The following is a 12,181-nucleotide window of genomic DNA, read 5'->3' on the forward strand; positions in this document are numbered from 1 at the left end:
TCTGGATCTCACGGCCCGCCCTCGACCGCAGGTGGAATGATTATTGCTAAAGCAGACCATGGCATCTTTGCTCACGCGAACACGAAGGACCAAGCGATGAAGAGAACCGCCCTCACTGTTGCGCTCGGGTTGCTCGGACTTATGACCGGCAATTCGCCCGCGCCGGCGCAAGCGGTCTATCCGGAAAAACCGTTGCAATTGATCGTCCCCTTCCCACCGGGTGGCGCCTCCGACGTCGTCGCGCGCATCATTGGCGGCGAACTGGAGACGCGGCTCGGCAAGCCCGTGATCATCATGAACCGCCCCGGCGGCGGCACCACGATCGCGGCCAAGGAAGTCGCGCGCGCGGCGCCCGACGGATACACCCTGTTCTTCAGCTCGAATTCGAGCTTCACGTTGCCGGCGGCCGTGAAGGAAAGCGTACCTTACGACGCGGCCAAGGATTTCGAGCCGCTCGGCCAGGTCGGCAAGATCACGCTGGCGCTGGTCACCTACAAGGACAATCCGGTCAACGACGTGGCCTCGCTCGTCGCCGAAGCGAAGGCCAATCCCGACAAGCTGTCGCTCGCATCCTTTGGCGTGGCGACCGTCTCGCATTTCGCCGGCGAGCTGTTCAAGTCGGGTGCCGGGGTCAAGATGGTCCACCTGCCCTACAAGGGCAGTGCACCAGCGATGAACGACCTCATCGGCAAGCACATTCAGTACCACGTCGACACCGTGATCGCGGTCAAGCCGCAGATCGAGGCCGGCACCGTCAAGGTGCTCGCCGTGTTCTCGGCCAAGCGCACGCCATTCCTGCCTGACGTGCCGACGCTCGCCGAGCTCGGCTACGGCAATATCGATTTCGCGTCGTGGGGCGCCGTGGTCGCTCCCAAGGGCCTGCCGCCGGCCATTCACGACAAGCTGTCGTCGACCCTGGAGCAGACGATCAACAATCCCACCGTGGCGGAGCGCTTCACCAAGGTCGGCTTCGAGCCCGGCTTCGCGCGTTACAGCGATTGGGCGGGCGCTATCGGCAAGGAGACCGCTGAAATGAAGGACATCGCGCAAAAGGCGGGGATCAAGGAAGAATAGTCCTGCGGACATCGACCTGCCCCGGAAACAAAAACGGCGCCCGAGGGCGCCGTTTTCAATTCATATGCGCTGAGTGGCTTACGCCGCCTCGGCTTCCTTTTCCTGCACCGGACCGGAATCCTGGCCCTTGGCATCGACGTCACGGTCGACGAACTCGATCACGGCCATCGCGGCGTTGTCGCCGTAGCGGAAGCCGGCCTTGATGATGCGGGTGTAGCCGCCCTGACGGTCCTTGTAGCGGGTCGCCAAGACGTCGAACAGCTTCTTGACCTGATCCTTGTCGCGCATCTCGGAGATCGCCTGGCGGCGCATCGCGAGGCCCCCCTTCTTGCCGAGGGTGACGAGCTTCTCGACGATCGGGCGAAGCTCCTTGGCCTTCGGCAGCGTCGTGACGATCTGCTCGTGCTTGATCAGCGCGGCGCACATATTGGCGAACATCGCGCGGCGATGCTCGGCCGTGCGGTTGAGCTTCCGATGAACCTTGCCGTGACGCATGTGTGTAGTCCTTTTTCGATTGTGTCGCGGTGGTTCAGCGACTGGTTTTCAGGTGGGCTTCCTGCGTTCGCCCTAGTCGCGAATAGCGAATGGCGAGTAGCGAATGGTTCTTCATTCGCTATTCGCCAATCCCAATTCGCTCAGTAGTGATCCTCGAAGCGCTTGGCGAGCTCGTCGATGTTCTCCGGCGGCCAGCCCGGCACTTCCATGCCGAGATGCAGACCCATCTGGGCCAGCACTTCCTTGATCTCGTTGAGCGACTTGCGGCCGAAGTTCGGGGTGCGGAGCATTTCCGCTTCGCTCTTCTGCACGAGGTCGCCGATGTAGACGATGTTGTCGTTCTTCAAGCAGTTGGCCGAACGCACCGACAGCTCGAGCTCGTCCACCTTCTTGAGGAAGGCCGGGTTGAAGGCGAGGTCCGGGATGATCTCCTGGGCGACTTCCTTGCGCGGCTCTTCGAAGTTGACGAACACGTTGAGCTGATCCTGCAGGATGCGGGCGGCGTAAGCCACCGAGTCGTCCGGCGAGATCGCGCCGTTGGTCTCGATCGTCATGGTCAGCTTGTCGTAGTCGAGGATCTGACCCTCGCGGGTGTTCTCGACCTTGTAGGAGACCTTGCGGACCGGCGAGTACAGGCTGTCGACCGGAATCAGGCCGATCGGCGCATCCTCGGGGCGGTTGCGCTCGGCGGGCACGTAGCCCTTGCCGGTAGCGACCGTGAACTCCATGCGGATCTCGGCGCCCTCGTCGAGGGTGCAGATCTGCAGGTCCGGGTTGAGCACCACGACGTCGCCGACGGTCTGGATGTCGCCGGCGGTGACGACGCCCGGGCCCGACTTCTTCACGACCATGCGCTTGGGGCCTTCGCCCTGCATCTTGATCGAGATGTCCTTGATGTTGAGCACGATGTCGGTGACGTCCTCACGAACGCCCGCGATCGAGGAGAACTCGTGCAGCACGCCGTCGATATGCACCGACTGCACCGCCGCGCCCTGGAGCGAGGAGAGCAGGATGCGGCGCAGCGCGTTGCCGAGGGTCTGGCCGAAGCCGCGCTCGAGCGGCTCGGCGACGATGGTCGCGAAACGGTTCGAATCGCTGCCCGGCGTGACCTGGAGCTTGTTCGGTCGAATCAGTTCTTGCCAATTTTTCTGGATCGTCACTGTTTCACCCATACAGGCCAGTCAATTTGACAGTTCAAATACTGGCGTTGGAGAAAGGCCGCAGATCATTCCCGCGGCTTCTTGCAAAGTCATTGCGGGCGCCGATGCGCCCGCAACTCGTAAAAATCAAACGCGACGACGCTTGCGCGGACGGCAACCGTTGTGCGGGATCGTGGTCACGTCACGGATCGAGGTGACGGTGAAGCCTGCGGCCTGAAGCGCGCGGAGCGCCGATTCGCGGCCCGAACCGGGACCGGCAACTTCGACTTCCAGCGTGCGCATGCCGTGCTCCTGCGCCTTCTTGGACACGTCCTCGGCGGCAACCTGCGCGGCGTACGGGGTCGACTTGCGCGAGCCCTTGAAGCCCATCGTGCCGGCGGAGGACCAGGCAATGGTGTTGCCCTGCGCGTCGGTGATGGTGATGGTCGTGTTGTTGAACGACGAGTTCACATGCGCGACGCCGGAGGCGATGTTCTTGCGCTCACGACGACGAACGCGGGTGGCTTCCTTACCCATTGAGTACCTTTCCTGGAGATCTCGAACGCCGCCGTAATGCCAGCGGCTACACCTGTGAAAAGCGAATAGCGAGTAGCGAATGGCGAATAGGGAGACTTCCCTACCCGCCATTCGGCAATCCCGATTCGCCAGTTTACTTCTTCTTGCCGGCGATGGCCTTCGCCGGACCCTTGCGCGTGCGCGCATTGGTGTGGGTGCGCTGGCCGCGCACCGGCAGACCGCGACGATGACGCAGGCCGCGATAGCAGCCGAGGTCCATCAGACGCTTGATGTTGATGCCGACCTCGCGGCGCAGGTCGCCCTCGACGAGATAGTCGCGGTCGATCACTTCGCGGATCTGGAGCACTTCGGCATCGCTGAGCTGATTGACGCGACGATCCACGGGGATCTTCACCTTCTCCAGGATCTCACCGGCGATCTTCTGACCGATGCCATGGATGTACTGGAGCGCGATCAGCACGCGCTTGTTGGTGGGAATGTTCACGCCGGCAATACGGGCCACGGCCTTCTCTCCTGTCGCCGATCCTCGTCAGGACCGGGCTTAAGTGCTTGTGTTCTCGGGCAGGTGTTCACAAACGCGAACACGACGCCCACCCCCGGTCTTCCTGGGGCCCGGCATCGTCTGAAACTATCCGACTTGGATGCGGGGCTTATTAGGGGATTCCAGGGGCTTTCGTCAACCGCTGCTAGCGTTTGGCTCGCTTTTTCGTGACCTTTTTTGCAGCCTTCTTGGCACCCTTTTTGATGGCCTTTTTGACTGCCTTTTTCGCCGCTTTCTTGACGGCTTTCTTGCCGGCCGTCTTGGCCGCCTTCTTGGGGCCCTTCACCGCCGACTTGGCGGCCTTTTTGGCCGATTTGGCGCCCTTTTTGACCGTTTTTGCCGGTTTTTTGGCTGCTTTCCTGGTCGCCGTCTTACCCGCCTTGGCCTTCTTGGCCGGCGCCGCCTTGGCTGCGCTTCTGGCGTGGGTCTTGGGCTCGACCGCACCGAGCGCCAGGAGCTGGCGATGGATGGCGCGGGTGACCTCGTCGATGGCCATCATGCCGTCGATGGTCGAGAGCTTCCGCCGCTCGGAATAGTAGTGAATCAGCGGTTCCGTCTGGCTGCGGTAGCTGGCCAGCCGCTTGGTCAGGACCTCCGGGGTGTCGTCAAGCCGGACCTCCTCGTCGCGCTCCCGCATCTGGGCGACGCGGGTCTCGACTCGGCTGAGCAGCGCGCTCTCGTTGACGCGGAGCTCGATGACGGCGTCAAGCTTGAGGTGCTTGTGCTTGAGCAGCACGTCCAGCGCCTCGGCCTGCGGCACGGTGCGCGGGAAGCCGTCGAGGATGAAACCGTTCTTGGCGTCCGGCTGGTCGATCCGATCGGAGATGATTCCGACCACGACGTCGTCGGGCACGAGGCCACCGCTGGCCATGATCTCCTTGGCCTTCAGCCCGACCGGCGTTCCGGCCGCAACGGCCGCGCGCAGCATCTCGCCGGTCGAGAGCTGGACGATGCCATAACGCTGCACCAAGAGCTGCGCCTGGGTCCCCTTGCCCGACCCCGGCGGTCCCAGAAGTATAATTCTCATCGGCGTACGCCCCCCGGATTGGTGAGCGATACCTCGCGCACCTGCGTTTGAAGATCGAGAATAGTGCAAACCACAATCAGCGCCGCACCACCATCGACAACCATACTATAAGGCAGACCGATCCCGTAAAGGTCGAACACCTCCGGAATCAACTGCAACGCAGTCAGGTAGACGGCTCCGACGACCGTCGTCAATGACACGACGCGATCGAGATAGTCGGCAGTCGCCTCGCCAGGCGCAACACCGGGAATTCTGCCACCACGCTGCGCCAAAGATTTGGCTGTGTGCTCGGGATCGACGACATGGGCCGTGTAAACGAAGGCGAGCAGGAAGACGGCGATCGACACCAGGATCATGTGCACCGGCTGGCCCAGCTGGAAGTGCCGGTAGGCCGCATTGACGAGCGGGTGATCGCCGCCCAGGACGAAGCCGGCAAGGGCAAGCGGCAGAAAGAAGATCCACGGCGCGACGGTGACCGGAATCAGGAACCCGGCGCTATTGAGCTTGATCGGCAGTATGGCATCGCGTGCCGGCAATTGCCGCGCGCCGACTTCGCGCGCGCCGAACTCGACCCGAACATTTCGCCGCGCGCCTTCAACCAGCACGATCACGGCGATAGTCACGACCCAGAGCACGGCGTGGATGATCACGAGATTGCCCGAGACCGCCCCGCTCCGCACGACATTTGCGATGCCAGCGACGTCTCGCGGCAGCGAGACGAGCATGCCGACGCTCAAGATCAGCGCCAGGCCGTTGCCGATGCCGTAGTGGGTGATCTGCTCGCTGAGCCACACCAGCAGGAAGACGCCGCCAACCATCGAGGCCGTCGCCGTTACCACAAACCACCCGTCGGGAGTCCTGACGAGCTCCGGAAAGGAAATCAGCGTGGAGGCGATGCCGTAAGCCTGAAAGGCCGCAAGAGCCAGCGTGAGTCCCAGCGTGGCACGGGCGACCTTGCGTCGACCGTCCTCGCCTGAGCGCTCGAGCGAACTCAGGCCGCGCCACACCACGGACAGCAACCGGACAAAGATCGCTGCGGTCAGATAGGGAATGAGGCCAAGCGAAAAGAGCGACAGGCGGTCGTTGAAGCTGGGCAACGACGCCAGCCGCGAAGCATCCAGCCCCGGGATCGGGATCTGCGTGCCCAGCCGAAAAAGGAGCAGCGCGCCAATCGTGAGAGCGATCCGGCGCGCGAGCTCCCTACTCATCTACGGCGGCCGCGCAGCTTCGACTTGCGGATCAGGCCTTCATACTGATGCGCCAGCAGATAGCCCTGCACCTGCGCCACCGTGTCCATGGTGACGCTGACGACGATCAGCAGCGAGGTGCCGCCGAAGTAGAACGGCACCGAAGCGTAGGAGATCAGGATCTCCGGGATCAAGCAGACGATCGCCAGATAGATCGCACCTAACACTGTGACGCGCGAGAGCACGTAGTCGATATATTCGGCGGTGCGCTCGCCGGGGCGGATGCCCGGAATGAAGCCGCCGTGCTTCTTCAGATTGTCCGCAGTCTCGGTCGGATTGAACACGATCGCGGTATAGAAGAAGGCGAAGAACACGATCAGCGCCAGATACATGATCAGGAACAGCGGACGGCCGTGGCCGAGCTGGGTGGTGATCCACTGGAACCATTCCGGCCCACTGCCCGCGTTGAAATTGGCGACCGTGGTCGGCAGCAGCAGCAGCGAGGACGCGAAGATCGGCGGGATCACGCCGGAGGTGTTGAGCTTGAGCGGCAGATGCGAGGACTGGCCCTCGAACATCTTGTTGCCGACCTGGCGCTTCGGATACTGGATCAGGAGGCGACGCTGCGCGCGCTCCATGAACACGATGAACGCGATCACGGCGACCGCCATGATGATGACGACCAGGATCAGGCCGGTCGACATTGCGCCCTGACGGCCGAGCTCGAGCATGTTGGCGAGCGCGGCGGGCAGCTCAGCGACGATGCCGGCGAGAATGATCAGCGAGATGCCGTTGCCGATACCGCGCGAGGTGATCTGCTCGCCCAGCCACATCAGGAACATGGTGCCGCCGGTCAGCGTGATGGCCGTGGAGAGGCGGAAGAACATGCCGGGGTCGCTGACGACGTTGCCGGCGCCCTCGAGGCCAACCGCAATGCCGTAGGACTGGAACGCGGCCAGGATCACGGTGAGATAGCGGGTGTACTGGTTCAGCAGCTTGCGGCCGGACTCGCCTTCCTTCTTCAACGCCTCGAGTTGCGGCGAGACGGTGGTGAGGAGCTGGATGATGATCGAGGCCGAGATGTACGGCATGATGTTCAGCGCGAAGATCGCCATGCGGTGGATGCCGCCGCCGGCGAACATGTTGAACATGCCGAGGATGCCGCCCGCCTGGGAGCGGAACACCTGCTCCCAGATGTTGGGATCGATGCCGGGAAGCGGGATGTAGGTCCCGAGCCGATAAACGAGCAGCGCACCCAGGGTGAACCAGATGCGCTTCTTCAGTTCGTCAGCCTTGGCAAACGCACCGAAATTGAGATTGGCTGCCAGTTGTTCCGCTGCAGAGGCCATCTTGGACTTTCTCCCGCCGCCTATTGCGCCGTCATGCCCGCGGCCGGGCTACTCTCGCGGACGCCGGACATTATCTGGGGCTCGGCTTCGATAAGTCCACGTCCCGCATGCGTAAAGGCCCGCGAGCCGCGGGCCGATGACGCAGTTGTTACGCCGCCTCGCCTTCTTCCTTGGCAGGGGCGAGGATCTTCACCGAACCGCCGGCCTTCTCGACCGCGGCGATCGCGGTCTTGCTGGCGCCGTGCACTTCAATGTTGAGCTTGGACTTGAGCTCGCCGCGGCCGAGCAGCCGCAGGCCGCCTTTGGCGCGGCGCAGCACGCCGCCCTTCACCAGGGCCTCGACGTTCACGACGCTGCCGGCGTCGATCTTCTTGGCATCGACCGCTTCCTGGAGCCGGTCGAGATTGATCTCGGCGAACTCGACGCGGAAGATGTTGTTGAAGCCGCGCTTCGGCAGACGGCGATGCATCGGCATCTGGCCGCCTTCGAAACCCTTGATGCGCACGCCCGAACGCGCGGTCTGGCCCTTGCCGCCGCGGCCGGACTGCTTGCCCTTGCCCGAACCGATGCCCCGGCCGACGCGCATACGCTTCTTGCGCGAGCCGGCGTTGTCGGCGATATCGCTGAGCTTCATCGCCCTTCTCCTTGTGTCTTGCGCATGATCTTCGCCGAGAACGGGTAGCCCGCCCTTCGGGATCATGCGCCTTTGCTTACTTCTCGTCGACGATGCGGACGAGATGGTGAACTTTCTCGATCATGCCGCGGACCGCCGGGGTATCCGGCAGTTCGCTGGTGCGGCCGATCTTGTTGAGCTTGAGCCCGATCAGCGTCGAGCGCTGCGAGTGATGGCGGCGGATTGCGCTGCCGGTCTGCTCGAGCTTGATCGTCTTTGCGGCCTTGGCCATGGGAGTCTACTCCGAAAAGCTTCCGTTAGTCGGCAGCCGCCTCGGCATCGCCGCCGATACGGCGAGACTGGAGGGTGGACACCTTGATGTTGCGGCGGGCTGCCACCGAACGCGGCGAATCCTGATGCTTCAGCGCGTCGAAGGTTGCGCGAACCATGTTGTACGGGTTCGACGAGCCGATCGACTTCGCCACCACGTCCTGGACGCCGAGCGTCTCGAACACGGCGCGCATCGGACCGCCGGCGATGATGCCGGTACCGGCCGGAGCTGCACGCAGGTAGACACGGCCCGCGCCATGACGGCCGGCGATGTCGTGATGGAGGGTGCGGCCCTCGCGCAGCGACACGCGGGTCAAGTTGCGCTTGGCGGACTCGGTTGCCTTGCGGATCGCCTCGGGCACTTCGCGCGCCTTGCCGTGACCGAAGCCGGCGCGGCCCTTCTGGTCGCCGATCACGACCAGCGCTGCGAAACCGAAGCGCTTGCCGCCCTTGACGACCTTGGCCACGCGGTTGATGTGGACGAGCTTGTCGACGAACTCGCTGTCGCGCTCCTCGCGCTCCCTGCGTTCACGTCCGCCGCCGCGTTGATCGCGTCCACCACGTTGTTCGCGTTCAGCTGCCATGGTTTTTCCAATCCTTCAGAGGCTTGCGCCTCAATCCTCAAATTCTGTTAGAAGCTCAGCCCGCTCTCACGCGCCGCGTCGGCCAGAGCCTTGACGCGCCCGTGGTAGAGATAGCTGCCGCGATCGAACACGACTTCCTTGACGCCCTTCTCGGCGGCGCGCTCGGCCAGCAGCTTGCCGACCGCCTTCGCCGCATCGATGTCGGCGCCGGTCTTGCCGCCGTCGCGCATCGACTTCTCGAGCGACGAGGCAGAAGCCAGCGTCTCGCCCTTCAGGTCGTCGATGACCTGGGCGTAGATGTGCTTGGACGAGCGGAACACCGACAGACGCGGACGACCACCACCGGAGCGGCGCAGCTTCAGCCGCACACTCCGCTTGCGCCGGGCATTGGTAACCTTGGCTTTGGACATGACCGGCTCCGTTACTTCTTCTTGCCTTCCTTGCGGAAGATGAATTCGCCAACATACTTCACGCCCTTGCCCTTGTAGGGCTCCGGCGGGCGATAGCTGCGGATCTCGGCCGCGACCTGGCCGACACGCTGGATGTCGCTGCCCGTCACCGTGATCTCGGTCGGCTTCGGCACGGTGATCGTGATCCCCTCGGGGATCGTGTAGATCACGTCGTGGCTGTAGCCGAGCGCGAGCTGCAGGTTCTTGCCCTGCATCGCGGCGCGGTAACCGACACCGGTGATCTCGAGCTTCTTCTCGAAGCCCTTGGTGACGCCTTCGACCAGATTCGCGACCTGGGCGCGAGCGGTACCATAGAGCGCGCGCGCGCGATTAGTCTCGAGTCGCGGCTTGACCTTGATCTGGCCGCTCTCGAGCTTCACCTCGACGTCGTCATGAACGACGAACTGAAGCTGGCCCTTCGGCCCCTTCATCTTGACGGTCTGCCCGTCGACGGTCGCGGTAACACCCGACGGCACCGCCACAGGCCTTTTGCCAACACGTGACATGGATCAAAAATCCTTCTCAGAACACCGTGAAGAGGACTTCACCGCCCACATTCGCGTCGCGCGCGCTGTGGTCGGCCATGATCCCCTTCGGCGTCGACAACACCGAAATGCCGAGCCCGTTGTTGACCCGCGGCAGGTTCTTCACCGAGGCGTAGACGCGACGCCCGGGCTTGGAGACACGTTCGATCTCGCGGATGACGGGCTCGCCGTCGAAATACTTCAGCTCGATCTCGATCTCGCTGCGGCCCGAGGAATGCTCGAGCGTGGCGTAGCCGCGGATGTAGCCCTCGGACTTGAGGACCTCGAGCACGTTCTCGCGCATCTTCGAGCCAGGCGTGGAGACCTTGGTCTTGGAGCGCATCTGCGCGTTGCGGATACGGGTGATCAGATCGCTGATTGGATCGTGCGTAGACATCTAAACGACCCTCCTTACCAGCTCGACTTCACGAGGCCCGGGACCATGCCCTTGGAGCCAAGGTCGCGCAGAGCGATACGGGACAGCTTGTTCTTGCGATAGTTCGAGCGCGGGCGGCCCGACAGCTCGCACCGCAGGCGGATGCGGGTCGCCGACGAGTTGCGCGGCATTTCCGCCAGCTTCAGGGTGGCGGCGAACCGCTCCTCCATCGGCAGCTTCTTGTCGGCGATGATCGCCTTCAACCGCTCACGCTTGGCGGCGGCGTTCTTCACCATCCGCTTGCGCCGGTTGTTCTTCTCGACTGAACTCTTCTTTGCCATGCTTGGCTCCTGGGTATCCGCGTTTGAGAGGCTTTAGGTCAGCGTCTCACTGCCGGAACGGGAAATTGAAAGCGGTCAACAAGGCCCTCGCCTCTTCGTCGGTCTTGGCCGTGGTGCAGACGGTGATGTCCATACCGCGGGCTTCCGTGACCTTGTCGAAGTCGATCTCGGGGAAAATGATGTGCTCCTTGATGCCGAGCGAGTAGTTGCCGCGGCCGTCGAAGCTCTTCGGGTTCAGGCCGCGGAAGTCGCGGACGCGCGGCAGCGCGACCGTCACCAGGCGATCGATGAACTCGTACATGCGGGCCTTGCGCAGCGTGACCTTGCAGCCGATCGGCTGGTTCTCACGCAGCTTGAAGGTCGCAATCGCGATGCGCGAGAAGGTCACGATCGCCTTCTGGCCGGCGATCTGGGTCAGCTCGGCAGCGGCGGTCTCGGCCTTCTTGCGGTCGTTGACGGAATCGCCAACGCCCATGTTCAGCACGACCTTGTCCAGGCGCGGAACCTGCATGACGTTTTCATAACCGAACTTCTCGGTCATCGCCGTGCGGATCTTCGCATCGTATTCCGCGCGCAGGCGCGGGGTGTAAGCGGCCTCAGCCATCGATCTCAGCTCCCGAGCTCTTGGCGATGCGGACCTTCTTGCCGTCCGCCAGAATCTTGAATCCGACGCGGGTCGGCTTTCCGTCCTTGCCGACATACGCGATGTTGGACAGTTGGATCGGCGACTCCTTCGAGATGATGCCGCCCTCCTGGGCCTGCGTCTGCTTCTGGTGACGCTTGACCATGTTGATGCCGCGCACGAGCGCCGTGCCGGCGTCGGGACGCACTTCGAACACTTCGCCGGTGCGGCCCTTGTCGCGGCCGGTCAGCACGACGACCTTGTCGCCCTTGCGGATCTTCGCAGCCATCACAGCACCTCCGGCGCGAGCGAGATGATCTTCATGTGGTTCTTGGCGCGCAGCTCGCGCGGCACGGGCCCGAAGATACGGGTGCCGACCGGCTCGGACTGATTGTTGATCAGCACGGCGGCGTTGCGGTCGAAGCGAATGACCGAACCGTCGGCGCGGCGGATGTCCTTGCGGACGCGCACCACGACGGCCTTCATCACGTCGCCCTTCTTCACCTTGCCACGCGGAATCGCTTCCTTGATCGAGACGACGATGATGTCGCCGATCGTGGCGTAGCGGCGCTTGGAGCCCCCGAGCACCTTGATACACATGACACGGCGTGCGCCAGAATTGTCGGCCACGTCGAGGTTGGTCTGCATCTGAATCATTGATGCACCTCGTCCTCTTCTCTTTGCGCCAGCCCAGCCGGCGCTCAACATTTCCCTGAAGTCAGTCGGCTAAAGCCAACAGATCAGGCGCTTTTCTTGTGTTCGCCCCGGATCACGACCCAGCGCTTCAACTTCGAAATCGGCTTCGATTCCTCGATCCACACCATGTCACCCGGCTTGAACTGGTTGCTCTCGTCGTGCGCGTGGTAGTTCTTCGAACGGCGGATCGTCTTCTTGTAGATCGGGTGCGTGAAGCGGCGGTCGACGCGCACCACGATGGTCTTGGCTTGCTTGTCGCTGACGACCACGCCCTGCAAAGTACGTTTCGGCATCTTC

The 12,181-nt window shown here is 63.1% G+C and carries 19 protein-coding genes; 1 reads left to right on the plus strand and 18 read right to left on the minus strand.

The genetic code is table 11. From position 1 onward, the window contains the following. The first annotated feature begins 96 nt into the window (after nucleotides 1–96). Nucleotides 97–1,074, plus strand: a complete 978-nt coding sequence (locus IVA79_RS06515; RefSeq protein WP_247551128.1) for a tripartite tricarboxylate transporter substrate binding protein — start codon at nucleotides 97–99, stop codon at nucleotides 1,072–1,074. A gap of 78 nt (nucleotides 1,075–1,152) precedes the next feature. On the opposite strand, the gene rplQ is transcribed toward IVA79_RS06515, so the two are convergent. The 18 genes from rplQ to rpsQ all read right to left on the minus strand — a co-directional run bounded on the left by rplQ (nucleotide 1,153) and on the right by rpsQ (nucleotide 12,177). Beyond that, on the minus strand, nucleotides 1,153–1,569 hold the full coding sequence (gene rplQ, locus IVA79_RS06520) for a 50S ribosomal protein L17 (protein ID WP_247551130.1): 417 nt from the start codon (nucleotides 1,567–1,569) through the stop codon (nucleotides 1,153–1,155). A 140-nt stretch (nucleotides 1,570–1,709) separates the two neighbouring features. Further along, nucleotides 1,710–2,741 carry a DNA-directed RNA polymerase subunit alpha gene (locus IVA79_RS06525; RefSeq protein ID WP_063195091.1) on the minus strand — a complete coding sequence of 344 codons (1,032 nt, stop codon included), beginning with the start codon at nucleotides 2,739–2,741 and terminating at the stop codon, nucleotides 1,710–1,712. Nucleotides 2,742–2,855: 114 nt separating this feature from the next. Continuing rightward, nucleotides 2,856–3,245: a 30S ribosomal protein S11 gene (gene rpsK / locus IVA79_RS06530; RefSeq protein ID WP_007603045.1), complete on the minus strand. Its 390-nt coding sequence runs from the start codon at nucleotides 3,243–3,245 to the stop codon at nucleotides 2,856–2,858. Nucleotides 3,246–3,378: 133 nt separating this feature from the next. Continuing rightward, the gene (rpsM, locus tag IVA79_RS06535; RefSeq protein WP_008549231.1) at nucleotides 3,379–3,747 is read right to left on the minus strand and encodes a 30S ribosomal protein S13; all 369 of its coding nucleotides are present in this window, start codon (nucleotides 3,745–3,747) and stop codon (nucleotides 3,379–3,381) included. A 184-nt stretch (nucleotides 3,748–3,931) separates the two neighbouring features. Further along, nucleotides 3,932–4,813 carry an adenylate kinase gene (locus IVA79_RS06540; protein WP_247551132.1) on the minus strand — a complete coding sequence of 294 codons (882 nt, stop codon included), beginning with the start codon at nucleotides 4,811–4,813 and terminating at the stop codon, nucleotides 3,932–3,934. Next, the gene (locus IVA79_RS06545) at nucleotides 4,810–6,021 is read right to left on the minus strand and encodes a preprotein translocase subunit SecY (RefSeq protein WP_247551134.1); all 1,212 of its coding nucleotides are present in this window, start codon (nucleotides 6,019–6,021) and stop codon (nucleotides 4,810–4,812) included. Before IVA79_RS06545 ends, IVA79_RS06540 begins: the two co-directional genes overlap by 4 nt. Next, complete coding sequence (gene secY / locus IVA79_RS06550) at nucleotides 6,018–7,349, minus strand: preprotein translocase subunit SecY (protein WP_247551136.1); 1,332 nt, start codon at nucleotides 7,347–7,349, stop codon at nucleotides 6,018–6,020. The genes IVA79_RS06545 and secY overlap by 4 nt, the downstream gene beginning before the upstream one ends. Before the next feature lie 148 nt (nucleotides 7,350–7,497). Continuing rightward, nucleotides 7,498–7,983, minus strand: a complete 486-nt coding sequence (rplO, locus tag IVA79_RS06555) for a 50S ribosomal protein L15 (protein ID WP_074116733.1) — start codon at nucleotides 7,981–7,983, stop codon at nucleotides 7,498–7,500. A 76-nt stretch (nucleotides 7,984–8,059) separates the two neighbouring features. After that, nucleotides 8,060–8,254, minus strand: a complete 195-nt coding sequence (rpmD, locus tag IVA79_RS06560; RefSeq protein ID WP_011088137.1) for a 50S ribosomal protein L30 — start codon at nucleotides 8,252–8,254, stop codon at nucleotides 8,060–8,062. 25 nt (nucleotides 8,255–8,279) lie between these two features. Beyond that, on the minus strand, nucleotides 8,280–8,876 hold the full coding sequence (gene rpsE / locus IVA79_RS06565) for a 30S ribosomal protein S5 (protein WP_014494507.1): 597 nt from the start codon (nucleotides 8,874–8,876) through the stop codon (nucleotides 8,280–8,282). Nucleotides 8,877–8,923: 47 nt separating this feature from the next. Then, on the minus strand, nucleotides 8,924–9,286 hold the full coding sequence (gene rplR, locus IVA79_RS06570) for a 50S ribosomal protein L18 (RefSeq protein WP_007603036.1): 363 nt from the start codon (nucleotides 9,284–9,286) through the stop codon (nucleotides 8,924–8,926). A gap of 11 nt (nucleotides 9,287–9,297) precedes the next feature. Then, entirely contained in the window at nucleotides 9,298–9,831 is a 534-nt protein-coding gene (gene rplF / locus IVA79_RS06575) for a 50S ribosomal protein L6 (RefSeq protein ID WP_011088138.1), read from the minus strand. A 16-nt stretch (nucleotides 9,832–9,847) separates the two neighbouring features. Next, entirely contained in the window at nucleotides 9,848–10,246 is a 399-nt protein-coding gene (gene rpsH / locus IVA79_RS06580; RefSeq protein WP_018322269.1) for a 30S ribosomal protein S8, read from the minus strand. A gap of 14 nt (nucleotides 10,247–10,260) precedes the next feature. Further along, complete coding sequence (gene rpsN / locus IVA79_RS06585) at nucleotides 10,261–10,566, minus strand: 30S ribosomal protein S14 (RefSeq protein ID WP_018647251.1); 306 nt, start codon at nucleotides 10,564–10,566, stop codon at nucleotides 10,261–10,263. Nucleotides 10,567–10,612: 46 nt separating this feature from the next. Continuing rightward, nucleotides 10,613–11,170, minus strand: a complete 558-nt coding sequence (rplE, locus tag IVA79_RS06590; protein WP_247551138.1) for a 50S ribosomal protein L5 — start codon at nucleotides 11,168–11,170, stop codon at nucleotides 10,613–10,615. Further along, nucleotides 11,163–11,477: a 50S ribosomal protein L24 gene (gene rplX / locus IVA79_RS06595; RefSeq protein WP_007603031.1), complete on the minus strand. Its 315-nt coding sequence runs from the start codon at nucleotides 11,475–11,477 to the stop codon at nucleotides 11,163–11,165. Before rplX ends, rplE begins: the two co-directional genes overlap by 8 nt. Continuing rightward, a complete protein-coding gene (rplN, locus tag IVA79_RS06600) occupies nucleotides 11,477–11,845 on the minus strand; it encodes a 50S ribosomal protein L14 (protein WP_007603030.1) in 369 nt (122 codons plus the stop codon). The genes rplX and rplN overlap by 1 nt, the downstream gene beginning before the upstream one ends. Nucleotides 11,846–11,928: 83 nt before the next feature. Next, a complete protein-coding gene (rpsQ, locus tag IVA79_RS06605) occupies nucleotides 11,929–12,177 on the minus strand; it encodes a 30S ribosomal protein S17 (RefSeq protein WP_097658742.1) in 249 nt (82 codons plus the stop codon). Nucleotides 12,178–12,181: the final 4 nt, after the last annotated feature.

It is taken from the genome of Bradyrhizobium sp. 138 (assembly GCF_023074075.1).
GTDB lineage: Bacteria > Pseudomonadota > Alphaproteobacteria > Rhizobiales > Xanthobacteraceae > Bradyrhizobium.